A 24036-nucleotide genomic window follows, 5' to 3' on the forward strand; every position below is an offset into this window, starting at 1 on the left:
CGATGAGACAAGAGGGGCGGGAAACCGCCCCTTTTCATTGCTGCAGGGGCAACTTTGGCGGGCGCCATCCGTTCTTAGTCTTTCCGCCGGAAGCGCAGGCTCGTCTTCTGGGCGACGTGCTTCCATGCCAACCGGAGGCAGTGACATGAAACCTTTCAGACTTTCGGTGCTGATTGCCGGTCTCGCCATCCCCGCCGTGCTCATGATTTCGCCCGGCCTGGCGGAGTCGATCAATTTCGCCGCCAAGATGGACGGCACCCATGAAGTCCCGCCCACCGACAGCAAGGGAACAGGGATCGTGACCGTCACCTACGATCCCGACACGAAGACGATGGAATGGACGTTGAAATATTCCGGCCTGACCGGCGAGCCCATGGCTGCGCATTTCCATGGGCCGGCCGAGCCGGGCAAGAATGCGGATATAGCGGTGCCGATCCCCGATACGAAGAGTGGAAGCAAGGGGTCGGCGACATTGACCGATGAACAGGCCAACGACCTGACGGCCGGCAAGTACTATGTCAACGTCCACACCGAGAAGCATCCCGACGGCGAGATTCGCGGCCAGGTGAAGAAGGCAAGCAAATAGCTCGCATTCCGGCGCAGGGCCTAAGTGGCTTTCGGTAGCGCATCAAAGCAGAGAGGGCGCCGTGGGCGCCCTCCTTGGTAGACTTATCAGCGCTTTTCGCGGATGTCAGTTAGCGTGCGGGCCGGCGTGATCGCCTCGGGATCGAGCTTGATCTCGATGATCGCCGGCTTGCCGCTTGCCTTGGCGCGCTCGAAGGCGGGGGCGAAGGCATCGGTGGTTTCCACTGTTTCGCCATGTCCGCCATAGGCGCGGGCGAGGGCTGCGAAGTCGGGATTGCGCAGGTCGGTCGCCTCGACGCGACCCGGATATTCGCGCTCCTGGTGCATGCGGATCGTGCCGTAGATGCCGTTGTTCACCACGACCACGATGATAGGCAGGTCGTACTGCACGGCGGTGGCGAATTCCTGGCCATTCATCATGAAGCAGCCGTCGCCGGCGAAAGCGACCACGGTGCGCTCAGGGAAGGTGGCCTTGGCGGCGACCGCGGCCGGCGTGCCATAGCCCATCGAGCCCGAAGTCGGAGCGCCCTGCGTGGCAAAGCGGCGGAAGCGGTGGAAGCGATGCACCCAGGTGGCGTAGTTACCCGCGCCATTGGTGAGGATGGCGTCCTCGGGCAACACGCTTTCCAGATAGTCCATGATCGGACCCATCTGCACCGCGCCGGGGCCGGTCTTCGGGGTGGTCGACCAGGCGAGGTAGTCGGCGTGCGCTTGCGCCGTCGCATCGGCCCATGCCGGCTTGCTGGCGGGCTTGCGGGCCGCGAAAGCCGCGGCGAAGGCGGCCGGCGAAGCGTTGATGGCGACCGTTGGGCGATAGACGCGGCCGAGTTCGCTCGAATCCGGGTGGACATGCACCAGCTTCTGGTCCGGATAGGGGCTCTTCATCAGCGTGTAGTCGGACGACGGCATTTCGCCGAAGCGACCGCCGACGAGCAGGATGAGGTCGGCGTCCTTGATGCGTGCAGCGAGCTTGGGATTGATGCCGATGCCCACGTCGCCCGCGTAATTCGGATGCAGGTGGTCGAACAGCATCTGGCGGCGGAATGAGCAGCCGACCGGCAGCGACCAGGCCTCGGCCACAGCGCGGATATCAGCCACGGCCTTCTCGTTCCAGCGCGAACCGCCGAGAATGACGAAGGGGCGCTTGGCGCCGGCCAGCAGCTTTTCCAGTTCGGCCAGTTCTGCCTCGCCGGGCTGTGTCTCGACCGGGGTGAAGGGCAGGGCGGCTGGCGCTTCCACTACGCTCGTCAGCATGTCTTCCGGCAGCGAGATGACCACCGGGCCGGGGCGGCCGGACGTGGCCACCGAGAAGGCGCGAGTGACGATCTCGGGAATGCGGGCGGCGTCGTCGATCTCGGTCGCCCATTTGGCGATGGGGCCGAAGAAGGCGCGGTAGTCGACCTCCTGGAACGCTTCGCGCTCTTTGGCATGGCTGGCGACCTGGCCAATGAACATGATGAGCGGGATGGAGTCCTGCCGGGCAATGTGGATGCCGGCCGAGGCGTTGGTCGCGCCGGGGCCGCGGGTGACGAAGCAGATGCCGGGCTTGCCGGTGAGGCGGCCGGCGCAGTCGGCCATCATGGCCGCGCCGCCTTCCTGGCGGCAGACGATGCTCTGGATGGGCGAGTCATGAAGCGCGTCCAGCACGGCAAGGTAGGACTCGCCCGGCACGCAATACATGCGCTCGACGCCATTGGCCTCGAGTGCTTCGACGATCAGTTGGCCGCCGGTTTTCATGATCCCATTTTCTCCAGTTCCGCGAGTATTTCTTCTGTGTGTTCGCCAAGGCGCGGCGAGGGTCGGTCGTAGGTGAGCGGCGTTTCCGACAACAGCATCGGCGCGCGCACCGATGGCAGCTTGTTGCCGTGGCCGTCGTCGAGGTCGAGGCGCATGCCGCGCGCAATCACTTGTGGGTCGGCAAAAGCCTGGCCGATATTGTTGATCGGGCTTGCCGGCACATGGGCAGCCTCCAGCGCATCCAGCAGCGGCGCGCGTTCGAAGGCGGCAAGTGCGGCCACGATCTTCTCGCGAAGCGGGACGCGGTTGGCCACGCGGGCCGCGTTGGTGGCGTAGAGCGCATCGTCGGCCAGTTCTTCGATGCCGATCACGGCGCAGAATTTTCTGAACTGCCCGTCATTGCCGACAGCCAGGATAAAATGTCCGTCCTTCACCGGCAGCACTTCGTAGGGCGCGATGTTGGGGTGGGCATTGCCCATCTGTACCGGCGGCACGCCGGAGACCAGATAGTTGAGGTTCTGGTTGGCGAGCACCGAGACCTGCGCGTCAAACAGCGCCATGTCGATGTGCTGGCCCTGGCCGGTGGCTTCGGCGTGGCGAAGGGCGGCCTGGATGGCGATGACCGAATAGAGGCCGGTGAAGATGTCGGTGACGGCGACGCCCACCTTCTGCGGCTCGCCGCCGGCCGGGCCGGTGATCGACATCAGGCCCGACATGCCCTGGACGATGAAGTCGTAGCCCGCACGCGGTGCATAAGGGCCGGACTGGCCGAAGCCGGTGATCGAGCAATAGACGAGCTTCGGGTTGATCTGGCGCAGGCTTTCATAGTCGAGGCCGTATTTCTTTAGGCCGCCGAGCTTGAAGTTCTCGATCAGCACATCGGAGTTGGCGACAAGCTTGCGGATCGTCTCCGCACCCTCAGGCGTGGAAAAATCGATGGCGATGGAGCGCTTGCCACGATTGCAGGAATGGTAATAGGCGGCCGACAGGTTCTCGCCGTCATGGCCCTCGACGAAGGGCGGACCCCACTTGCGGGTGTCGTCGCCGCCGTTCGGGCTCTCGACCTTGATGACGTCGGCACCCAGATCTGCCAGCAATTGCCCGGCCCAAGGACCGGCGAGGATACGGGCGAGCTCGATGACGCGGATGCCGTGAAGCGGGGGAGTAGCCATGAAACGTCCTGAAGTGAACTGACTGAGGGACGCGAACGCTCTAGCAACAATGTGGCGGTCGTGTCACGACGGATACGCTATACCAGAGGTTGTCAGGTCACTTTGTCACCACCGATTTGGCCCATTCGGCAAATTGCGCCGCGATAATGTGACGGTTCACCTCGTTCAGGCTTTCGTGGCGGGTCTCAGCGTAAACCTTTGCAAACAGATTCGAAAAGCCCATTCGCCCGAGCCGCGCGGCGAGATCGTCGACAGCCTTGCCGCCGCTGGTCGCCGGGTCCTTCTCGCCGCCCACCAGATGGAAGGGAAGCTCACGCGAAAGCTTCGAAAAATTGCGGTCGTCGGCGGCAAAGAAGATCATCTCGAAAACGTCTTGCCACATCGATACCGTCGCATCCCAGCCGCAAAGTGGGTCGGCGACATATTTGGCAACTTCGGCCTCATCGCGCGACAGCCAGTCGAAATCGGTGCGGCGGTCCGGCACCTTCTTCGCCCAGTCCTGGAATGTCAGCCTTGGCAGGATGCGCGAGGGCACGTCCGAGCCCATCCGAAAGCGCTCATAGGCCAGCAGCGTCTGCCCCAGGCGGCCGAGCAGTCCGGCCGAGAAGTTGGCGTTCCAGATTGCAGCTGCGCCCACGCCTTGCGGGTGACGCAGCACATAGTTCAGCGCAACGATCCCGCCCATCGAATGGCCGAAGACGATGACCGGCAGGTTGGGATGTTCCGCGCCGATGAGCGTGTGGACTGCGCCGACATCAGCCATGACGCTTTCGACGCCGTCCTCGGTGGCGAACATGCCGCGCACCGTATGTGGCGCGGCGGTATCGCCATGGCCGCGATGGTCATGGACATAGACGTGAAAACCGTCGGCGGCCATGGTGTCGGCAAAGCGCGCATAGCGGGCGGCGTGCTCCGCAAGCCCGTGATTGACCTGAACGACGCCCAGCGGCTGGCCTTCGGCGCGCCGCGTGTAGAGATTGATCCTGGCGCCGCTCGGCGACTGAAGATGCATCTGCCTGTCGAACGGCATTGCTTTACCCCTTACCCGAGGGCGCAGTGTTGCGGTGGCCGGTTTCCGCGTCAAGGGCAGGGGCGGAGTTGTCCCGATGTCAGGAGTGGCCCGGGCCGCCCTTGTGTGCGGCGCGGCAGCCCATATATTGCGTTCACTTCGCAATCGGGTCTGCCTTGCCGCTCTTTCACGGTCAGCCGTGAAAGCGCTCCCGCCAACCTATCTTGCTCGCCTTGTCATGAAGCCGGTCATTTCCGTTTCCAATCTTTCCAAGACCTACGCGTCCGGTTTCACGGCGCTGAAGAACATCAATCTCGAAATCCGCAAGGGCGAGATTTTTGCGCTGCTCGGCCCTAACGGGGCGGGCAAGACGACGCTGATCAGCATCATTTGCGGCATCGTCAATCCGTCCGAAGGCATGGTCCTGGCGGACGGCTACGATATCCTCAGGGACTATCGCGCAGCGCGTTCGCGCATCGGACTTGTGCCGCAGGAACTGGCGACGGACGCCTTCGAGACGGTGTGGGCGACTGTCAGCTTTAGCCGCGGCCTGTTCGGTAAGCCGGCGAACCCGGCCTATGTCGAGAAGGTGCTGAAAGACCTCTCGCTCTGGGACAAGAAGGACAACAAGATCATCACGCTTTCGGGCGGCATGAAGCGCCGCGTGATGATTGCCAAGGCGCTGGCGCATGAGCCGCAGATCCTCTTCCTCGACGAGCCGACCGCAGGTGTCGACGTCGAGCTGCGCCGCGACATGTGGGAGCTGGTGCGCTCGCTGCGCGACACGGGCGTCACCATCATCCTCACCACCCACTACATCGAGGAGGCCGAGCAGATGGCCGACCGCGTGGGCGTGATCAACCAGGGCGAGATCATCCTGGTCGAGGAGAAGGCCGAACTCATGCGCAAGCTCGGCCGTAAGCAGCTGACGCTGCAGCTGCAGAACCCGCTCGACCATGTGCCCGCCGCGCTCAATGGGCATGGGCTGGAGCTGGTCGAAGACGGGCACGAGCTCGTCTACACCTATGATGCGCAGGGCGAACGCACCGGCATCACCTCGCTTCTCAAGGACCTCAACGACGCCGGCATCCGGTTCAAGGACCTGCAGACCAAGCAGAGTTCGCTGGAAGACATCTTCGTCAATCTGGTGAGGGAACGGCGATGAATTTTTACGCGATCCGCGCGATCTATATGTTCGAGATGTCGCGCACCTTCCGCACCCTGCTGCAGAGCATAGTGTCGCCGGTCATCTCCACCTCGCTCTATTTCGTGGTCTTCGGCGCGGCCATCGGCTCTCGCATCAGCGAGATCAACGGGGTCAGCTACGGCGCCTTCATCGTGCCGGGGTTGATCATGCTGCAACTGCTCACCCAGAGCATCTCCAACGCCTCTTTCGGGATCTATTTTCCGAAATTCGTCGGCACGATCTACGAACTGCTTTCGGCGCCAGTGTCCTATCTGGAGATCGTCATCGCTTATGTCGGGGCGGCGGCGTCCAAATCCATCCTCCTTGGCCTGATCATCCTCGCGACCGCCTCGCTGTTTGTGCCGCTGCACATCGAGCATCCGTTCTGGATGGTTCTGTTCCTGTTTCTGACGGCGGTGACGTTCAGCCTTTTCGGCTTCATCATCGGCATATGGGCCGGCAATTTCGAGCAGCTGCAACTCGTCCCGCTGCTGATCGTGACTCCACTGACCTTCTTGGGCGGTAGCTTCTATTCCATCGATATGCTGCCGCCGTTCTGGCACTCGGTGTCGCTGTTCAATCCGGTGGTCTATCTGGTCAGCGGCTTCCGCTGGAGCTTCTTCGGCATATCGGATGTGAATGTCGGCATAAGCCTTGGCATGACGCTGTTTTTCCTCACTGCGTGCCTGGCCACGGTGTGGTGGATCTTCAGGACCGGCTGGCGGATCAAGGCCTAGCGGGTTCGGCCGCTAGTTATACTCGACCCTCTGGATCGCCGGCGGCTTCCATGTGCCGTCGATCGCTTCCTGGCGCGGCTGATAAAGTCGCAGGATCAGCATCATGCCACCCGCGTCAGGCGTCGGTAGCCAGTTGGCTTCCTTGTCCGGGCCGGGCGATTCTCGTTCGATGAAGATCGTCAGCGAGCCGTCCTTGCCGTAGGTCATCTGGCTGCGGTCGCCGAGGGCATAGCGGTCGATCGGATTGCGCGAGAGGAAGCCGCCGCTGTCGTACATGGTCAGCGACCAGAACGCCTTGACCGGCGGTATCTCGTCCTGCCTGAAATGCAAGACATAGCGGTATGCGGCGTCGAGCGGCAGGTTGTTGGAATCGACGGCGGTTGTCGGATAGATCGCATCTTCGGCGAGGTTGCAGCCGAGATTGAAGAACGTCGAGTATGCGCGGAGGGCGTAGTTCTTGCCGAACCGTCCCATGTCGAGCGCAAACCGCCAGGTATTCACGGGCTTGCCCCGATCCACCGATTGCATTTCCCGCTGTCCATCGAGCATGCCGGAGTAGATGTCCTGCTGCAGGCTCTGATCGAACGATGCGAACTCGAACTTCCTCCCTGGGATGACGCCCACTCGCGTCAGGCGGTCCATGGTGCTCGGATCCGGCGGTTCGGGCGGATTGTAGACCAGCAACCGATTGAGGTTGTTGAAGAATGTGTCGGGCGTCATGCGTAGCGTCTGCTCCTGAACGGTCTTCTTCATGTCGACGGCCTCGTCGATCGGCACGTCGGCAGGCGGCGCATAGGGCTTTCCCCAGGAAGAGAGCGGCACCAGCTGATACTTGTCTTGCAGGGCATGCACCGCGGGAAGATCGGCCTCGTTGGCGACGTAGGTGCGCCCTTTCAGCAGCAGCATGGTCGTCGGCAGGTGCAGATGCGTAAGCCCGGCGGGGATAGACCCGTGCCATCGTGGGCCGACAAGCACGAAATTGCCGCCCTGACCGCCGACGGTGCGCGAACCCGGCGCTGCGGGAACGTTGTTCCATGCATCCACAAGCTGCATGATCCAGTAGCGATTGCCCATTTCGGGTACCGACAGAACGATGGGCTCGGCCCTTAGATCGATACAGGCGAGGGAATAGAGCGTATCGACGTTCATGTTGGCTGCGATCTGGGTATCGACGGTCGGAAAATCTCGGAAATGGGCGAACTGGTTCGGCGGCGCCTGCCGGTCGTTGGGCCGGGACACGTTGCTGGAGAGCAGCCACTGCCGTTCTATGTAGACCGGCGGCATACCCAGCACCCAGGCTTCCCGCGCCAGCCGCCGCGCTTCCCTGCGCGAAAACGGCCGGATGAATTTTTCGGATTTGGCGCCGCGCAGCATGCCGGATGCAACAACCATTCCCGCAAGGCCCGCGATCGTTTGTCTCCGGGTCAGCGCCATGGATTGCCTCCCATGCCGGTGCGGCAGCCGCTGCATTCGGGCAGCACGCAACAAGATAGCGCGGCAGACGCAAAAAGGTTGCCTTTTCGGGCACAGGGTGGAGGTCAGGAGAGGGGGAGGATCGGCCCGGAGACCGAAAGCATTTGCCGTTTCGGGCCGTATCGCCTACATAGCGCGCAACTTCCGAAACAGATTCATGGGATAAGCGCGCGTGGCACGCCAGTTCATCTATCACATGTCCGGGCTCTCAAAGGCTTACGGCACCAAGAAAGTTCTCGAAAACGTCCATCTTTCCTTCTACCCCGACGCCAAGATCGGCATTCTGGGCCCCAACGGCGCCGGTAAGTCGACGATCCTGAAGATCATGGCAGGGCTCGACAAGGAATACACCGGCGAAGCCTGGCTCGCCGAGGGTGCTACCGTCGGCTACCTCGCGCAGGAGCCGCAGCTCGACCCGGCAAAGACCGTGTTCGAAAACGTCATGGACGGCGTTAAGAAGAAGACGGCCATCATCGAGCGCTACAACGAGCTGATGATGAACTACTCCGACGAGACGGCGGAGGAATCGGCGCATCTCCAGGACGAGATGGACCGCCTGAACCTGTGGGATCTCGAACAGCAGGTCGAGATGGCGATGGAGGCACTTGCCTGCCCGCCCAAGGACGCCGACGTGACCAACCTGTCGGGCGGTGAGCGTCGTCGCGTGGCGCTCTGCAAGCTGCTGCTCAGCGAGCCGGACCTGCTGCTGCTTGACGAACCGACCAACCACCTTGACGCCGAGACCACGGCTTGGCTGGAAAAGCACCTGCGCGCCTACAAGGGTTCGGTGCTGCTCATCACCCACGACCGCTACTTCCTCGACAACGTCACCGGCTGGATTCTCGAGCTCGATCGCGGCCGCGGCATTCCCTACGAGGGCAACTACACCGCCTATCTGGAAGCCAAGGCAAAGCGCCTCAAGCAGGAAGGCCGCGAGGACGACGCCCGCCAGCGCGCGATCAGCCGCGAGCGCGAGTGGATCGCTTCCAGCCCGAAGGCCCGCCAGACCAAGTCCAAGGCCCGTATCAAGGCCTTCGAGGAACTTCTGGAGGCCGCAGACAGCCGCCGTCCGACGGACACGCAGATCGTCATTCCGCATAGCGAGCGCCTCGGCAACGTCGTCATCGAGGTCGAGGGCATCAACAAGGGCTTTGGCGAGGAACTGCTGATCGAAGATCTGTCGTTCAAGCTGCCGCCCGGCGGCATCGTCGGTGTCATCGGTCCGAACGGCGCCGGCAAGACCACGCTGTTCAAGATGATTACCGGTCAGGAGACGCCCAATTCCGGCTCCATCCGTGTTGGCGAGACGGTCAGGCTCGGCTATGTCGACCAGAGCCGCGATGCGCTCGACCCGAACAAGACCGTCTGGGAAGAAATCTCGGGCGGCGCCGAAGTGGTCAAGCTCGGCAAGTTCGAAGCCAACACGCGTGCCTACTGCTCGTCCTTCAACTTCCGCGGCGGCGACCAGCAGCAGAAGGTCGGCAACCTCTCCGGCGGTCAGCGCAACCGCGTGCACCTGGCCAAGATGCTGCGCACCGGCGGCAACGTGCTGCTGCTCGACGAACCGACCAACGACCTCGACACCGAGACGCTGGCAGCCCTTGAAGACGCGCTGGAAAACTACGCCGGCTGCGCCGTGATCATCAGCCACGATCGTATGTTCCTCGACCGTCTGGCCACGCACATCCTGGCCTTCGAGGGCGACAGCCATGTCGAGTGGTTCGAGGGCAACTTCGAGGATTACGAGAAGGACAAGGTCCGTCGCCTCGGACCGGATGCGCTCACCCCGCACCGGATGACCTACAAGCGGCTGACCCGCTAAGAATTGCCAACGCCCCGCCCTCAACCGGCGGGGCGTTTTCGTTTGAGGTGCCTGCTGGAGCCCATGCCGATGAAAGACTGGTCCGCTTCGCAATATCTGAAGTTCGAGGACGAGCGGACGCGGCCCGCGCGGGATCTTCTGGCGCAGGTGCTCATCGAGCGTCCACGCCGTGTGGTGGACGTCGGCTGTGGGCCGGGCAATTCGACCGAGCTTCTGGTCGAACGCTGGCCTGAGGCGAAGGTGTCCGGCTTCGACAGCTCGCCAGCCATGGTCGAGGAGGCGAAGAAGCGGCTCCCTTCGGTCGATTTCCGGATCGCGGATGCCGAAAGCTGGACGCCGGACGAGCCGGTGGACGTCATCTTTGCCAATGCGGTGTTTCAGTGGTTGCCCAACCACCAGCAGGTTCTGGCGCGCCTGCTTGGCCTGCTCGCGCCCGGCGACTTCCTCGCCGTGCAGATGCCCGACAATATGGCCGAGCCCTCGCATGTGGGGATGCGCGAGACGGCCGCCGCCATGCCTTTCGCGGCCAAGATCACCGGCGCTGCGCGTGCTCCGCTGCCGTCGGTCGTATCGTATTACGACCTTCTGGCTCCGCAGGCCGCGCGGATCGACATCTGGCACACCATCTACAACCATCCGCTGGCAGATGCCGCCGCGATCGTCGAATGGGTCAAGGGCACGGGACTAAGGCCGTTCATTGATCCGCTCGAAGAGCAGGAGCGGCAGGCTTTCCTTGCCGCCTATGCCGAGCGCATCGCCGCGGCCTATCCGCCTGCGGCGAACGGCAAGGTGCTGCTGCGATTTCCAAGGCTTTTCATCGTGGCGCAACGAAGATAGGAAGCAGCCTGCTTGGCGCGGCCGGTTAAGCTGACGTAAACTGCCGCACTGCAACAATAGACCGGCGATCTTGAAAACGTGCGCGTAGGGATCGTCAAGGGCATGCGCACAGGACAATCAAAAGCATGCATCGCGTCATCATCAGCGGCATCGGCGTCGAAATTCCCGAGGCCTCGATCACCAATGAAGAGCTGGTCGCAAGCTTCAATGCCTGGGTGGATGCCGAAAACCCAAAACGCGCCGGGCAGGGGCTGGAGCCGCTGTCGAAGTCGGACGCCGACTTTATCGTACAGGCCTCTGGCGTAAGGAAGCGCCACGTCATTGAACGCGAAGGCATTCTGGACCACACGCGCATGGCGCCGCGCATTGCCGCCCGCGCCGACGACGACCTGTCGCTGGAAGCGGAGTTCGGCATTGCCTCGGCACGCAAGGCGCTGGCGCATGCCGGCGTGGAGCCGGCGGACGTAGATCTCGTGATCTGCTCGGCTTCGCATCACCAGCGGCCCTATCCGGCGATCGCCATCGAGATGCAGCAGTCCATGGGCACCCGTGGAGCGGGCTTCGACATGGGCCTTGGCTGCTCCTCGGCCGCCGCGGGCCTGCATGTGGCCGCCGGCCTTGTGCGCGCGGGCGTGCAGAAGCGTGTGCTGGTGACGACGCCGGAGATCATCACCGGCCATCTCAATTTCCGCGACCGCCAGACCCATTTCATCTTCGGCGACGCCTCGGCCTCGATGGTGGTTGAGGCGATCGAGGAGGACGAGGTGCGGCCCGGCTGCTTCGAGGTGCTCGATACGCGGCTGTGGACGCAGCTTTCGAACAACATCCGCACCAATCTCGGCTATCTCACCCGCACAGCCCAGGAAGATCCCTACATGATCGAGCTGGAAGGCAACATGATCAAGCAGGTGGGCAATCGGGTGTTCAAGGACGTCACCGTCGCCGGCCACCGCTTCATCGTCGATTTCCTGGCCGAGCATGGCCAGACGCCGGACGACATCCGCCGCTTCTGGTTGCACCAGGCCAATGCGCGCATGAACGCCATGATCCTAAAACTCTCCTTCGGGCACGAGGTGGGACACGACCGCGCGCCAATGGTGCTGGAGCGGCTGGGCAACACTGCCGGCGCGGGCGCGGTGATCGCGCTCGAGGAAAACCACGCCGACATGAAGGCGGGCGATTACGGTCTGCTGTGTGCCTTCGGCGCGGGCTATTCCATCGGTGGCGCGCTGCTGAGGATGATGTAGGGGCGGGCGAACCGTCGCCACCGATCAGTCCCGCTCATCCACCGATCAGGCTTTTTGGCTGGACGTGAAGGCGGCGGATCGGCATCTTCGCGCCGAAACATGAGGAATCCCATGCTCGACCTGCAAAGCCCCGCCGACAACATCGAAATCCTGCCCGCTAGGAAGCTGACCGCCAGCGTTGCGGGTGTCTACATCGCTGAGAACGACGATTTCGAGACGCGGGCGACCGATGCGCTGGAGCTGGATTTCCGGGGCATCCTCGATGACTACCATGCCGGCCACACGCGTCGCTCGGGCGGGCGGGAGCCGTGGTATTCGCGTGGCACCGAAATGCGCAACGAGCGGCAGCTGTCCATCCTCGCGTCGGACGAGCTGGCTAGTGCGGCGCTGGCGATGGGCCTTGCCGAAATCAAGCCGGAATGGATCGGCGCCAATCTCGTCCTCGAGGGCCTGCCGCAGCTTTCCATGCTGCCGTCCGCCACGCTGCTGTTCTTCAAGGGCGGGGTGACGGTGAAGGTCGATGGCCAGAACGCGCCGTGCCGCATCGCCGGCCGTCGCATCGCCGAGCGCGCCGGCATGGCCGATATCGAAGCGGGCGCGCTTCTGTTTCCGAAGGTGGCCAAACGCCTGCGCGGGCTCGTCGCCTGGGTGGAGAAGCCGGGGCGGATCGAGGCGGGCGAAGAGGTTTCCGTGCGCATCCCCGAGCAGTGGATCTACCGGGCGTAACCCGGCACTATCCACTGCCGCGGGCAGTTCAATCCTTCACTAGCGGTTGCCCTTGGGACCCTGCGCCATCAAGGCGATGTTGTCCCATTTCTCCCAAACGGCGATGCGGTTGGCATATTCCTGCTTGATCATCGGCAGGCCGACATCGCCGAAGAACACGCGCAGCGGCGGCTCAGCTGCATCGACCAACGCCAGCATGGCCGGACCGGTCGCCTCGGGGTCGCCGGAAACGGTGGTTTCGCGGCGGTGGCTCATCCTGCCGCGCGCCTCGTTATAAGCGGGTATAGGCGCGGCGAATTTCGCCGAAGGTCCGCCCCAGTCGGTGGAAAAGCCGGCCGGCTCGACCAGCGTGACATGTATGCCGAACTCGGCGACTTCCTGGCTCAGCGCCTGGCTAAAGCCTTCCAGCGCCCATTTCGAGGCGTGGTAGAGGCCGAGCGAGGGGAAGGCGTTCACCCCGCCGATGGACGAGATCTGGATGATGTGGCCCGAACGCTGTGCGCGCATGAAGGGCAGCGCCGCTTTCGTGACCCACAGGGCGCCAAACACATTGGTTTCGATCTGTTCGCGTGCCTCTTCTTCGCTCACTTCCTCAATGGTGCCGAACTGGCCGTAGCCGGCATTGTTGATGACCACGTCCAGCCGGCCGAAACGCTTGTGCGCTTCGGCGACTGCGGCATCGACGGCTTTCTTGTCGTCGACGTCCAGCTTCATCGCGGCGACGTTCTTGCCGTACTTCTCCGTCAGTTCCGCCAGTGTGTCAGGGTTGCGCGCGGTCGCCGCCACGAGGTCGCCGCGGGCGAGCGCCGCTTCCGCCCAGACACGTCCAAAACCCTTCGATGTTCCGGTGATAAACCAAGCCTTCTGCGCCATGATCGCAATCCTTTGCCGTGCAACAGATGCATAAACCAAAGAAAACTCCGCTCAGTGATATGCGAGGCGGGTGCGGAGTTTTCAAATGCGGTCCATCAATCGTGATCGCAGCCAGGAAGGATCATTCGTCCTCGTCGTCGGGGTCGAGCAGGCGGGTTGCGCGCCAGCGGGTCAGCACCTGGTTGACCTGATCGAGAACGAAGAAGCGGGCGGAGTCGCGGTCGTAACCTTCCTCCAGCAGCCTCTCATAGTCGGTGTGCTGGTGGCGCACATGGGCGACGGTTGCCAGCCACACGGCGATCGTTGGCGGCAGTGTCTTGAGGTGCGGCGCACTGGCATCGGTGCGGATGCGCTCGGTGTCGGCATAGGGCGCAATAGGCAGAAGTGCGGTCAGCGCCTTGGCGATGGCGCGTTGCCGGCCCGTCGATGGCCTCATCATTCGGACCGCCCGAACACGGCGTCGGGATAGGCGTCGACGCTGGGGATGTAGGGCTTGAGGTCGATGATCGGGGTGCCGTCGAGGGCGTCGATGGCGTCGAGCGTAAGAATGCCTGTCTCCATGTCGAGCTCGACCAGCCGCGCGATGTGTAGGCCGATGGGGTTCGGCCGGGCAGGGGAACGCAAACCGAAAACGCCTTTGGCGTCAGAGGCATGGCGAGGTTTCTGGATGATCAGATTCCGCGGCGCGTGCTGGAGCCAGGTCAGAATCACCACATGGCTGGCGCGGCCGAGCCCTTCCAGCCCCGGCCTATAGGGCGCGTCGACCTCCACGGTCGCGCCGCCGCCCTGTTCGCGCGCGGCGCGCATGTTCTTGGGGCAATCGTCGCGCGTGGTCCAGGGCGAGCGTATGCGGCCGATGAACACGATATGGCCGTCGCCGGGCATGGCTGCCGGGTCGTCAGCCAGCGGGTGCTCGCCTTCGCGTTGCTCGAACATGCTGCGTCCTGCCATCTTGCTATCCTAACGCCGTCTTCCTGCCTGAGCGCGACATTCGCCGTTGCAAATCGACAAAACATCACATAAAGATATGTTTATGTCTTTTTGCATGAGGTCGCAACATGCGGGTAACTCTCGACTCCCTTGTTGATACATTGAAGGCTGCCGCCGAGACCAGCCGCTTGCGCATTCTGGCGCTTTTGTCGCGTGGCGACCTCACCGTTTCCGATCTCACCGAAATCCTCAGCCAGTCGCAGCCGCGCGTCTCGCGCCACCTCAAGCTTTTGCTCGAGGCTGGGCTGATCGAGCGCTATCAGGAGGGCTCGTGGGCCTTTTTCCGCGTTGCCGACACCGACGCCACGCGCGACTTGGTCATGGGGCTGGTATCGCGCGTGCATGACGGCGACCCGCAGATCGAGCGCGACACGGAGCGGTTGTCGTCGGTTAAGCGCAAGAGGCAGGAGCGCGCCCGCGAATTTTTCGCCGATAACGCCGCAAGCTGGGACGAGATCCGTTCGCTGCACGTGCCCGACAAGGCGGTCGAGACCGCGCTGCTCAAGCTCGTCGGCAAGCGGCCGTTCCAGTCCATGCTCGATCTCGGCACCGGCACAGGCCGGCTTCTGGAGATATTTGCACCGCTCTACCGGCGCGGCGTCGGCATCGACATGTCGCGCGAGATGCTTACGGTGGCGCGCGCCAATCTCGACAAGGCGGGCGTGTCCAACGCGCAGGTGCGGCTTGGCGACATCTATGCGCCGCCGGTCGAGCGCGATTCCTTCGACCTCATCACCATTCATCAGGTGCTGCACTATCTCGACGACCCCGCCGCCGCGATCCGTGAGGCGGCACGGCTGCTGCGCCCTTCCGGCCGGCTGGTGATCGTCGATTTCGCTTCGCACGCGCTGGAGTTCCTGCGCGAGGAGCACGCTCATATCCGTCTCGGCTTCTCCGACCGGCAGATCGCCGACTGGTTCGCCGAAGCGGGCCTCGAACTCGAACAAACACAGGATTTCGAGCCGCGCGGCGCCTCGGAAGCCAAGCTCACCGTCAAACTCTGGCTTGGCCGGGACCGGCGTCTGCTGATTGCGGACCCTGCGGCCATCGCAGCCGCAAGGGAAACTGCCTGATGAACAATTTCGGATTTTCGCGTCGACCAGATATCGGCGGCAAGATCAGCGTATCCTTCGAATTCTTTCCGCCCAAGACCGAGGAGATGGAAGTCCGGCTTTGGGATACGGTGACCCGACTGGAGCCGCTGCAGCCGGAATTCGTCTCGGTGACCTATGGCGCCGGCGGCTCGACGCGCGAGCGCACTGCCCGCACGGTCAAACGGATCCTGACCGAGACGACGCTGACGCCGGCGGCGCACCTGACCTGCGTCGACGCCGTGTGTGGCGAGGTCGACAAGGTGATAGGCGAATTCGTCGACATGGGCGTCACGCGCTTCGTTGCGCTGCGCGGCGATCCGGTCGAAGGCGTCGGCGCGCACTACCGCCCGCATCCGGGCGGCTATGCCAATGGTGCGGAGCTGGTCGGCGCGCTGAAGAAGGCCGGCGATTTCGACATCTCGGTCTCAGCCTATCCGGAAAAGCACCCGGAAAGCCCGGACTTCGCCACCGACATCGACATGCTCAAGCGCAAGGTGGACAATGGCGCCACGCGCGCCATCACCCAGTTCTTCTTCGACAACGATCTCTATGAGCGCTACGTCGAACGGGTGCGCCGCGCCGGCATCTATGTGCCGATCGTGCCCGGCGTGTTGCCGGTGCATAATTTCGCGCAGGTCGCACGCTTCTCGGAGCGTGCCGGCGCGCATGTGCCGGCCTGGCTGGCCGAACGTTTCGACGGGCTGGAGAACGACCCGCAGACCCATGCGCTGGTGGCCGCAGCCGTGGCTGCCGAGCAGGTGCTGGATCTCGTCGAGCGCGGCGTGGACGATTTCCACTTCTACACCATGAACCGCGCCGACCTTTCGGTTGCTATCTGCCACATGATCGGCATCCGTGCGCATGCAGTATCCGCCGGCGGGCCGAGCTCGGCCGCCGCCTGACGGCCTAAACGAAACGGCCGGGCACTTGGCCCGGCCTTTCGAATTTTGCCAGACTGGCTGGCCCCCATCAGCTCCGCGGCTTAAGGAAGAACCCCCGCGATCAGGGCGCCGATAACAGCGAACGCAGCACAAATCATCAATGCGTTGATTGGCCGTGTAAGTCCCATATCTAGCCTCCTGTTAGAGCTAAGGGGTCGAAGGATAGGGGACTTTCGGCAACAGGCAAGCAAAAATCATATTGCAGCGCGACACATATGGCGCAAATGCGACACCGTCATCCCGCTTAGTTTTTGAAATAATTTCCAAAAGCCGGCTTAGGACTTGTGAATAAATTGTGGCGAAGTGCCGCCTTTTTTGCGCCGAAGACCGGCCAGTAGCCGCCCGTCGATCGTCAGCAGACCGAATCCGATCAGCGCCATGCCGAGCATTTCGAGCGCGTCCACTCGTTCGCCGAGGAAGGCGATTCCCAGCAGTGTTGCGCTTGCCGGCACGATCAGCGTCACCAGCGAGGCATTGGTGGCGCCGGCCTTTGCGACCAGATTGAAGAACAGGATGTAGGCGAAGGCGGTGGACATAAGCGCCAGCGCCAGCACTGCCGCCCAAACCGGCAGGCTTGCCGAAAACAGGCCGGACGGCCCGTGCAGCAGGAGGACGACCGGGATCATGATGATGGTCGATGCAGTCAGCTGGCCGGTCGCCACCACAGGCGGCGGCAGCGCCCGGAAGCGCCGAGCCACCATCAGTGCAAAGGCATAGGAAATCGCGGCGCCGATCAGCGCCAGTTTTGCCCAGAGCGGGCCGCCCATGGCGTCAAGCAGGCTGGGGCCGATCATCACTGCAGTGCCGGCGATGCCGAGCAGGATGCCGGCGAGCTTGCTTGGCGTCAGCTTCTCGTCGTCCGTCATCAGGTTGGCGACGATCAACGTCCAGAATGGCGTGGTGGCGTTGAGCACGGAAGCCAGGCCGGCGCCAAGCTCGGTTTGGCCGAGGAAGATCAGCGAGAAGGGGATGACGTTGTTGAGCAGCGCCAGCCCGAAGAAGGCGCCGAAATAGGGCAGGGCGAGGCGGAAAGAGGGGCCGCGGACGGCCAGATAGAGCTGCAACGCAATAGCGGCAATCGCCACCCGGAAAAGCACCAACACGAGCGGCTGGATCTCGGCGACCGCGATGCGCGCGAAGAAGAAGGAGCCGCCCCAGATCGCGCCGAGCAGCAGCAACTGGCCCCATTCCCTGGCGCCCATGGTTTTCTGCGTTGTGCCGGCCACCGTAGTCATCGAACTCTCCAGGGTGCTTTCGTCGGAAAGCGGCGCGCTGGGCTTCAGCCGAAGGACGCCTGCGTTCCGCGCTGACGGAATTTGTAAAGCGCCGGCCTGCATTCCGCCACCCGATTTCAGACGTTTCGGCTGGTTTCGTCGACCAGCGCGAGGAATTCGCGCTGGGCACGGGTGAGATGCCGTTCCTTGTGGCGGATGGCGAGGAACCTGCGCTTCGGCAGGGCAAGCGGCATCTGCACCAGCCGGCCTGCGGCAACCGCAGCCTCGGTGACGAAGCGCGACATGACCGTGCCGCCCGCTCCGGCAATCACGGCCGTGCGCACGGCTTCATTCGAGGCAAGCTCCAGAGCAACGTCCAGTTCGGTGGGAGCGATGCCGAAATCCTCCAGCGCCTCCTCGAACATTGCCCGCGTGCCCGAGCCGGGCTCGCGCAGCACCCAGCGGGTTTGGGTGAGCTCTGTCGGGGCGAGCGAAGTGCGCGTGGCCCAGGGGTGGCTCGCGCCGACCACCAGAACCATCTCGTCCTCTGCGGCGGGGGTGACGGCGAGGGCAGGGTCGTCAATCTCGCCCTCGACGAAGCCGAGGTCGGAAAACCCGTCGCGCACGCTTGCCGCCACCTGCTCGGTGTTGCCGATGGCAAGCTGCATGGAAATGCCGGGATACTGCGTCTGGAAGCGGTGCATGAAGGGCGGCAGCCAGTAATTTGCCACTGTCTGGCTGGCGGCCAGATGCAGCGAGCCGCGCTTCAAGCCCGCAAGATCGGCTAGCACGGCTTCGGCCGAGGCCGCGCGTGCCAGCACGGCGCGCGCCTCGTCGAGAAACAGTCGCCCCGCTTCGGTGAGTTCGATGCGGCGGCCGACGCGGTTGAACAGTTTTGTCGCGTGCCGGGCTTCGAGCGCCGCCACCGCCGCGCTGGTGGCCGACTGGGTGAGGTTGAGGTCGCGCGCGGCGCGGGTGACATGCTCGCGCTCGGCGACGGCCACGAAGATGCGCAGTTGCTCCAAAGTCATGTGCGGGACCTCTCGAAATCGGCCCTGCGCAGAGCGGCGCTGGTTACCCCACCAGCTTGATCAGCGTGAGGCTGAAGCTGGCGATGAACAGGAAGGCAGCGAGGCCGAGCAACAGCGGGCGCAGGCCCTTGGCCTTCAGCTTGCGGATGTCGGTTTCCAGGCCCATGGCGGCGAGCGCAACGCTGAGCATGAAGGTGGTCGCCATCACGATGACGCTCTTGGCCTCCGCAGGGATCGACACCACGCTGTTGACCGCCACCAGCGCGATGAAGCCCAGCACGAACCACGGCACCGGTGCTTTTGCCGCGCTGTGCTCGTGGCCGGATTTCTGGGCGCGGCGCGTCGCCATGAAGCCGAGCGACAGCACGACAGGCGCAAGCAGCATCACGCGGCTTAGTTTTGCCACCGTGCCGAACTCGCCAGCGGCCTGTCCGCCCTGAAAGCTTGCGGCCACCACCTGCGCGATCTCGTGGATCGAAGCGCCGGCCCACAGGCCATAGGCATGCGCGTCGAGCCCCAGCAGGGCCGGCAGCAGCGGATAGGCGAACATGGCGATCGAGCCGAACACCGTCACGCAGGCGACCGCATAGGCCACGTCCTCGTCCTGCGCGCGGGTCACCGTGTTGGTGGCGATCACGGCGGAGGCGCCACAGATCGAGGTGCCGGCGGCGATCAGTTCCGCCAACTTCGGCTCCACGCCCATCGCTCGGCCGAGCCGGACAGTGAAAACGAAGGTCGCGACCAGCGTGGTCACGATGATGGCGATGCCCGCAGCGCCCACTTCCACGACCTGAGCCGCCGTAAGCTGCAGGCCGAGCAGGACGATCGCCAGCCGCAGCAGCCGGCGCATCGAGAATGCCACGCCCGTCTTGGCGCGCGCCGGCGTGCCGATCAGATTGTGGAAGGCGATGCCGATGAGGATGGCGAGGATCATCGGGCTGAACACGGCCACGCCCGGTACCTGCCGAAGCGCAAATCCGGCGATCGCGATCATTGCCGTCAGCGCCAGTCCCGGCAGCACCTCTAGCGTTTGCTCTCGCAGGCCTGGCAGGGGCTGGATCGGAACGAAGTCGGCTGGAGCGGCTATCGACTTGGCATTGGCCGTCCGGGTGTTGGGATGCGCGTTCATGGCTAAATATCCGGTTCGTAACAGCCATTGTTTCGCGCACTCCAATCAATCGATCCAACGCATTGTATCGGAAATTTCGTTCGATTTAAACGAATGATTGTGCTGGCTCGGCCGCAATTCCCTTCGCGCGCCGTCTGTTCTAAGTTTCGCCGGTGTCTGTCTCAGGAGGACGCATGCAGCGATTCGACAATGCGAAAGCCGCCGCGCTTGCCCTGCGTCCCGACGACCCGGTCTATTGCTTCCGGCCGGAAGTGCTGAAAGCCGACGCCCGGCAGTTCATGGGCATGTTTCCCGGCAAGACCGCCTATGCGGTGAAGACCAATGGCGAGCAGCTGGTCCTGAAGACGCTGGTTGAGGCGGGTGTCACCGCCTTCGATGTGGCCTCGCCGGGCGAATTCGCGGCGGTGCGAGCCGTCTCGCCGGATGCCGAGATGCTCTACATGCATCCGGTCAAGGCGCAGTCCGACATTCGGCTTGCGCTGGAAAAATACGGCATCCGCATCATCGCCATCGATCATGAGGACGAGATCACCAAGCTCAGCCGCATCGTGCAGGCGCTCGACATCGATCCGGGCACGATAAGTGTTTTCGTGCGCATCCAGACCAAGGGGCAGGCGGCCTACGAGCTGTCTAAGAAGTTCGGCGCCGGTCCGGCCTATGCGGTCGAACTCGGCCACCGCCTGCACCGCCACGGCTACAAGGTCGGGCTCTGCTTCCATGTCGGCAGCCAGATCGAGGATCCGGACGTCTATGAGCGGGCGCTGGCCTCGGCCGACTGGGTGCGCAACCGGCTGGGCTTCGACATTGCGGGGCTCGACGTCGGTGGCGGCTTCCCGGCCGAATATGGCGAGGATCCCCGTCGCAAGAAGCGCGAGATGCCCTCGCTCGGCCAGATCATGTCGCGACTGCGGGGCGACCTGCGCGAATACGGCTTCGACGAGGTGCCTCTGGTGGCCGAGCCGGGGCGGGTTATCGTGGCGCGCGCCTTCTCGCTCATCGTGCGGGTGCTGCTGCGCAAGGGCCGCCGGCTCTACATCAATGACGGCATATGGGCCTCGCTGTCCGACAGCTGGACCGGCAAGATCACGCTGCCGGCGCGCTTCATCGCCGACCCTGCTATCCGCTCGCGCAGCGGGCTGGAGCAGAACATCGTGCCGTTCAAGGTGTGCGGGGCGACCTGCGATTCCGTCGATATCCTGTCGCGACCGTTCTGGCTGCCGGAGACGATCAATACCGGCGACTGGATCGAGATCGGCCACATTGGCGCCTATTCGTTGTCGCTCCGGACGCGCTTCAATGGCTTTTACCCCGATACTTTCGTGGAGGTGACTACGCCTTTCGAGGAGGGCGAGGCGCCGCAGGGGCTGGCGAGCCTCGAAACCATGGCGGATTAGCCGGTATATGCAGCGCCTCCATCTCCGCAAGGACGCGCCGCTATCTCGCCAAATGCGGCCATTTATGCTGTTGTCGACGCATGGAAGATGATCGACTTACCAGCGGTCGGCGCAAGCTGACCTTTCCGCTCTCGAAGGCCGGCGGCGCGCCGTTTGACCTCGAGATGCATTTGCCGTTCAGGCTGGCGGTGCTGGTGAACCTTTTGCAGGCCCAGCGCGACCCGCAGGTTAAGGGGATGACCGATCTGGGCTTGCGCGAACTGCGGGTGCTGCTCAATGTCGGCGCCTACATGCCGGTGCGCGCGGCCGACATCGGCTACCAGACCCGGCTCGACCCCGGTACGATCAGCCGCGGCGTGGCGACGCTTGTCGAGCGCGGCTATGTCACTGTCTCGAGTGACCCCACCGACCAGCGCAGTTCGCTGGTAGAGCTGACCGACAGCGGGCGCGAGCTTTACGAGCAGGTGGCCGGCGTGCTCGGCCAACGCGCCACCGAGATCGAGCAGGTGCTGGACGCGGGCGAGCGGGAGATGCTGTTCGATTTTCTCGCGCGGCTCGAGGACAAGGCCGAAGAGGTGCTGGCGCGCACCGCGCTTGAGAGGCGCAGGGAGGGCCAGCCGCTTTCAGCCGACCAGCGCGAAATGCTGCGCTGGTATCGCCGGACCACCGGCTCCAAGATGGAGGACGGGTAGGGGGCAAGCGGTCGCGCCGTTGCCCCGCTCAAGCACCCGACCTCAGATAAACGAAGCGATCTGCTCCAGCGTCTTCTTTTTCAGCGCATGCATGGGCACCGTCGCATCCTCGCCCGGATAGCCGACAACCAGAAGCATGAACGGCTTTTCGTGATCGGGCCGGCCGCAGATGGTGTTCAGGAAATCCATGGGCTTGGGCGTATGCGTCAGCGTCACCAGCCCGCAGCTGTGCAGCGCGTTGATGAGGAAGCCGGTGGCGATGCCGACGGACTCGGCGATGTAGTAGTTCTTGCGCTCCTCGCCAACTTCCGCGCCGCCGCGGCGCTGGGCGAAGATGCCGATCAGCCAGGGGGCGATCTCGAGATAGGGTTTTTGCTCGTCGGTGCCGAGCGGCGCCAATGCTTCGAGCCATGCCTCGCCTGCCTTGCGGTCGAGATAGAAGGCGCGCTCCTCGATCTCGGCCTTTTCACGGATCTCACGCTTGGTTTCCGGGTCGCCAATGGCCGAGAAGAACCAGGGCTGGTGGTTGGCTCCGCTCGGCGCGGTGCCGGCGGCCATGATGCAGTGTTCGATGATTTCGCGCGGCACCGGGCGCGGCGAGAAGCTGCGCACCGTGTGGCGGCGCTTGATCTCCTCGTAGAAGGAGGCGGCGCGCGCGATCATTTCGGACTGTTCCAGCTCGCGATAATCCGGCAGCGGCACGCTGTCATGGTCGCGCATGTCATTCTCCTCCAGAGCGGGTTTGGTCGATATTATTATTGTAATTACAATAAATATCCGGCGCAAGCGGTCCTAAAGCCAACCGCCCGAAAAACCGGCCCGGCGCAGACCGTTCAGCAAGGGCTGGCAGCGCCGCATGATGTCCCAGAGCAGCCCTGAGCGATAATTCTCGATCATCAGCACGACCGGGCCCTGATCGATGCCGAAGTGGTGGGGCGACACCCACCACCCCGTCGGGCTGTCCTTCACCGGGAACGTCCGGTTGAAGGAAGGCTTGAACCCGTAGAGGCGCGTTGCCCCCAGATGCAGCTCGACGAAATTCCGCGCCGTCGGGATGACGATTTCCGGCGCGAAGGGCAGCGAGGCCACCACCGCCCATGGCGAAACCGTCCCATCGTCAGGGCCGAATGGGGCGCCGCGAGCGAGATAGTCGAAGAACTTGCGTTTGACCCCGTTGATGGTGCGCGTGTGCCAGCCGGGGCCGTCGCTGGCGGTGAAGCCCCAGCAATATTCGCCGTAGCCGATGAACTCCATCGGGTTACGGATCGCATATTCCTGCTGCACGAATGTGGCTTGCCGGCTGTTCTGGAAATAGTCGCTGTCGCGCTGCCGCATGAACTCGTCCTGGATACCACCGAAGTCGATCCACATATGCGACAGCTGGTGGGTGAAGAGCGGCCCCGAATAGAGCAGCTCGCGACCATAGATCTCCCTCCATTGATAGGTGGAGGTGTAGGCGGCATAGCTTTCCGGCGGCAAGGGGTGGGTGGGAGAGCCGAGGCCAAGGATGTAGAGCAGTAGGCCCTCGTCGTAGCCGCGCCAGCGATAGGGGATGAAGCCGCTTTCCGGGCGCCAGCCGTGCGTCAGCGTTGCCTCGCCGTCGCGGGCCCAGTTCCAGTCGGCGCGTTCGTAGAGCGCATTGGCGAGATGGCGGATTTCCGCTTCGTCGGCCGTGTCTTGGTCGAAATAGGCGGCAACGGTCAGGGCGCCTGCGAACAGGAATGCCGAGTCTATAGTCGACAACTCGCATTCCCAGACGCGGCGGCCGGTTTCCATGTCGAGGAAGTGGTAGAAGAAGCCCTTGTAGCCGGAGGTGTCCGGCTCCGGGCCTTGCGGACACTCCATCAGGTATCGCAGGCGCCGGCGGGTGATCTTCGCGGCGAACGGCCTGTACATGACACCGCGTTCGACGACCACCGGGATCGTCGCCATCGCCATCCCGATTGCCGCGATGCTTGCCGGGGTTGTCGGGTTGGTATTGTCTCGGACCAGGCCGTTGTCCGGGTTGGTGACCTGCAGATAGTAGAGCAAGGTCGTGAACTGCAACCTGGCCAGTTCTTCGTCGCTTACCGGCCGCTCAAGATTGACCTCGGTCTTCGGCATCTCGGTCATGGGTCAACACCTCACAACACATCTAGATAGAGGGG

23 protein-coding genes are annotated in these 24036 nt (G+C 63.6%); 11 read left to right on the forward strand and 12 right to left on the reverse strand.

From position 1 onward, the window contains the following. The first annotated feature begins 145 nt into the window (after positions 1 to 145). Positions 146 to 586: a CHRD domain-containing protein gene (locus M2281_RS15025; protein WP_280821981.1), complete on the forward strand. Its 441-nt coding sequence runs from the start codon at positions 146 to 148 to the stop codon at positions 584 to 586. 86 nt (positions 587 to 672) lie between these two features. Here the strand turns inward: M2281_RS15025 and M2281_RS15030 are convergent, their stop codons facing one another. The 3 genes from M2281_RS15030 to M2281_RS15040 form a co-directional block, all read right to left on the reverse strand. Next, positions 673 to 2322 (reverse strand): thiamine pyrophosphate-binding protein, encoded by a 1650-nt coding sequence (locus M2281_RS15030; RefSeq protein ID WP_280821982.1) that lies wholly within the window; start codon positions 2320 to 2322, stop codon positions 673 to 675. Beyond that, positions 2319 to 3494 (reverse strand): CaiB/BaiF CoA transferase family protein, encoded by a 1176-nt coding sequence (locus M2281_RS15035; protein ID WP_280821983.1) that lies wholly within the window; start codon positions 3492 to 3494, stop codon positions 2319 to 2321. The genes M2281_RS15030 and M2281_RS15035 overlap by 4 nt, the downstream gene beginning before the upstream one ends. 97 nt (positions 3495 to 3591) lie before the next feature. Continuing rightward, complete coding sequence (locus M2281_RS15040; RefSeq protein WP_280821984.1) at positions 3592 to 4524, reverse strand: alpha/beta hydrolase; 933 nt, start codon at positions 4522 to 4524, stop codon at positions 3592 to 3594. A 217-nt stretch (positions 4525 to 4741) separates the two neighbouring features. On the opposite strand from M2281_RS15040, the gene M2281_RS15045 reads away from it, so the two are divergent. Both M2281_RS15045 and M2281_RS15050 read left to right on the forward strand, forming a co-directional pair. Next, positions 4742 to 5668, forward strand: a complete 927-nt coding sequence (locus M2281_RS15045) for an ABC transporter ATP-binding protein (protein ID WP_280822492.1) — start codon at positions 4742 to 4744, stop codon at positions 5666 to 5668. Beyond that, positions 5665 to 6426 carry an ABC transporter permease gene (locus tag M2281_RS15050; RefSeq protein ID WP_280821985.1) on the forward strand — a complete coding sequence of 254 codons (762 nt, stop codon included), beginning with the start codon at positions 5665 to 5667 and terminating at the stop codon, positions 6424 to 6426. The genes M2281_RS15045 and M2281_RS15050 overlap by 4 nt, the downstream gene beginning before the upstream one ends. A gap of 12 nt (positions 6427 to 6438) precedes the next feature. Here the strand turns inward: M2281_RS15050 and M2281_RS15055 are convergent, their stop codons facing one another. Then, complete coding sequence (locus M2281_RS15055; RefSeq protein WP_280821986.1) at positions 6439 to 7860, reverse strand: DUF1254 domain-containing protein; 1422 nt, start codon at positions 7858 to 7860, stop codon at positions 6439 to 6441. A 211-nt stretch (positions 7861 to 8071) separates the two neighbouring features. Here M2281_RS15055 and ettA point away from each other — a divergent pair, with 211 nt between their 5' ends. From ettA to M2281_RS15075, 4 genes are all read left to right on the forward strand, one after another. Beyond that, positions 8072 to 9721: an energy-dependent translational throttle protein EttA gene (gene ettA, locus M2281_RS15060; protein ID WP_280821987.1), complete on the forward strand. Its 1650-nt coding sequence runs from the start codon at positions 8072 to 8074 to the stop codon at positions 9719 to 9721. A gap of 69 nt (positions 9722 to 9790) precedes the next feature. Then, complete coding sequence (gene tam / locus M2281_RS15065; RefSeq protein ID WP_280821988.1) at positions 9791 to 10558, forward strand: trans-aconitate 2-methyltransferase; 768 nt, start codon at positions 9791 to 9793, stop codon at positions 10556 to 10558. A gap of 125 nt (positions 10559 to 10683) precedes the next feature. Next, positions 10684 to 11805 carry a beta-ketoacyl-ACP synthase III gene (locus tag M2281_RS15070; RefSeq protein ID WP_280821989.1) on the forward strand — a complete coding sequence of 374 codons (1122 nt, stop codon included), beginning with the start codon at positions 10684 to 10686 and terminating at the stop codon, positions 11803 to 11805. A gap of 111 nt (positions 11806 to 11916) precedes the next feature. Continuing rightward, positions 11917 to 12531, forward strand: coding sequence for an MOSC domain-containing protein (locus M2281_RS15075; protein WP_280821990.1), 615 nt, complete (start codon positions 11917 to 11919; stop codon positions 12529 to 12531). Positions 12532 to 12570: 39 nt separating this feature from the next. Here M2281_RS15075 and M2281_RS15080 read toward each other — a convergent pair whose 3' ends face one another. From M2281_RS15080 to tsaA, 3 genes are all read right to left on the reverse strand, one after another. After that, on the reverse strand, positions 12571 to 13404 hold the full coding sequence (locus tag M2281_RS15080; protein ID WP_280821991.1) for an SDR family oxidoreductase: 834 nt from the start codon (positions 13402 to 13404) through the stop codon (positions 12571 to 12573). A gap of 121 nt (positions 13405 to 13525) precedes the next feature. Continuing rightward, the gene (locus M2281_RS15085) at positions 13526 to 13840 is read right to left on the reverse strand and encodes a DUF2293 domain-containing protein (protein ID WP_280822493.1); all 315 of its coding nucleotides are present in this window, start codon (positions 13838 to 13840) and stop codon (positions 13526 to 13528) included. Then, positions 13840 to 14340 carry a tRNA (N6-threonylcarbamoyladenosine(37)-N6)-methyltransferase TrmO gene (gene tsaA / locus M2281_RS15090; protein WP_425537743.1) on the reverse strand — a complete coding sequence of 167 codons (501 nt, stop codon included), beginning with the start codon at positions 14338 to 14340 and terminating at the stop codon, positions 13840 to 13842. The genes M2281_RS15085 and tsaA overlap by 1 nt, the downstream gene beginning before the upstream one ends. A 122-nt stretch (positions 14341 to 14462) precedes the next feature. Here tsaA and M2281_RS15095 point away from each other — a divergent pair, with 122 nt between their 5' ends. Both M2281_RS15095 and metF read left to right on the forward strand, forming a co-directional pair. Continuing rightward, complete coding sequence (locus M2281_RS15095) at positions 14463 to 15467, forward strand: ArsR/SmtB family transcription factor (protein ID WP_280821993.1); 1005 nt, start codon at positions 14463 to 14465, stop codon at positions 15465 to 15467. After that, complete coding sequence (metF, locus tag M2281_RS15100) at positions 15467 to 16390, forward strand: methylenetetrahydrofolate reductase [NAD(P)H] (RefSeq protein WP_280821994.1); 924 nt, start codon at positions 15467 to 15469, stop codon at positions 16388 to 16390. Before M2281_RS15095 ends, metF begins: the two co-directional genes overlap by 1 nt. 314 nt (positions 16391 to 16704) lie before the next feature. On the opposite strand, the gene M2281_RS15105 is transcribed toward metF, so the two are convergent. From M2281_RS15105 to M2281_RS15115, 3 genes are all read right to left on the reverse strand, one after another. Next, positions 16705 to 17664: a DMT family transporter gene (locus tag M2281_RS15105; protein ID WP_280821995.1), complete on the reverse strand. Its 960-nt coding sequence runs from the start codon at positions 17662 to 17664 to the stop codon at positions 16705 to 16707. A gap of 116 nt (positions 17665 to 17780) precedes the next feature. Continuing rightward, positions 17781 to 18674 carry a LysR family transcriptional regulator gene (locus M2281_RS15110; protein ID WP_280821996.1) on the reverse strand — a complete coding sequence of 298 codons (894 nt, stop codon included), beginning with the start codon at positions 18672 to 18674 and terminating at the stop codon, positions 17781 to 17783. A gap of 43 nt (positions 18675 to 18717) precedes the next feature. Beyond that, positions 18718 to 19692: a YeiH family protein gene (locus M2281_RS15115; RefSeq protein WP_425537744.1), complete on the reverse strand. Its 975-nt coding sequence runs from the start codon at positions 19690 to 19692 to the stop codon at positions 18718 to 18720. Positions 19693 to 19976: 284 nt separating this feature from the next. Between M2281_RS15115 and M2281_RS15120 the strand changes: the two genes are divergently transcribed. Next, positions 19977 to 21197 carry an alanine racemase gene (locus M2281_RS15120; RefSeq protein WP_280821998.1) on the forward strand — a complete coding sequence of 407 codons (1221 nt, stop codon included), beginning with the start codon at positions 19977 to 19979 and terminating at the stop codon, positions 21195 to 21197. Positions 21198 to 21277: 80 nt separating this feature from the next. Continuing rightward, positions 21278 to 21889 (forward strand): MarR family winged helix-turn-helix transcriptional regulator, encoded by a 612-nt coding sequence (locus tag M2281_RS15125; protein WP_280821999.1) that lies wholly within the window; start codon positions 21278 to 21280, stop codon positions 21887 to 21889. 42 nt (positions 21890 to 21931) lie between these two features. On the opposite strand, the gene M2281_RS15130 is transcribed toward M2281_RS15125, so the two are convergent. Continuing rightward, the gene (locus M2281_RS15130) at positions 21932 to 22609 is read right to left on the reverse strand and encodes a nitroreductase family protein (protein WP_280822000.1); all 678 of its coding nucleotides are present in this window, start codon (positions 22607 to 22609) and stop codon (positions 21932 to 21934) included. 72 nt (positions 22610 to 22681) lie between these two features. Next, positions 22682 to 24001, reverse strand: coding sequence for a glucoamylase family protein (locus M2281_RS15135; RefSeq protein WP_280822001.1), 1320 nt, complete (start codon positions 23999 to 24001; stop codon positions 22682 to 22684). Between the last annotated feature and the right edge of the window lie 35 nt (positions 24002 to 24036).

Source organism: Pseudaminobacter soli (ex Li et al. 2025) (assembly GCF_029892515.1).
GTDB lineage: Bacteria > Pseudomonadota > Alphaproteobacteria > Rhizobiales > Rhizobiaceae > Pseudaminobacter > Pseudaminobacter soli_A.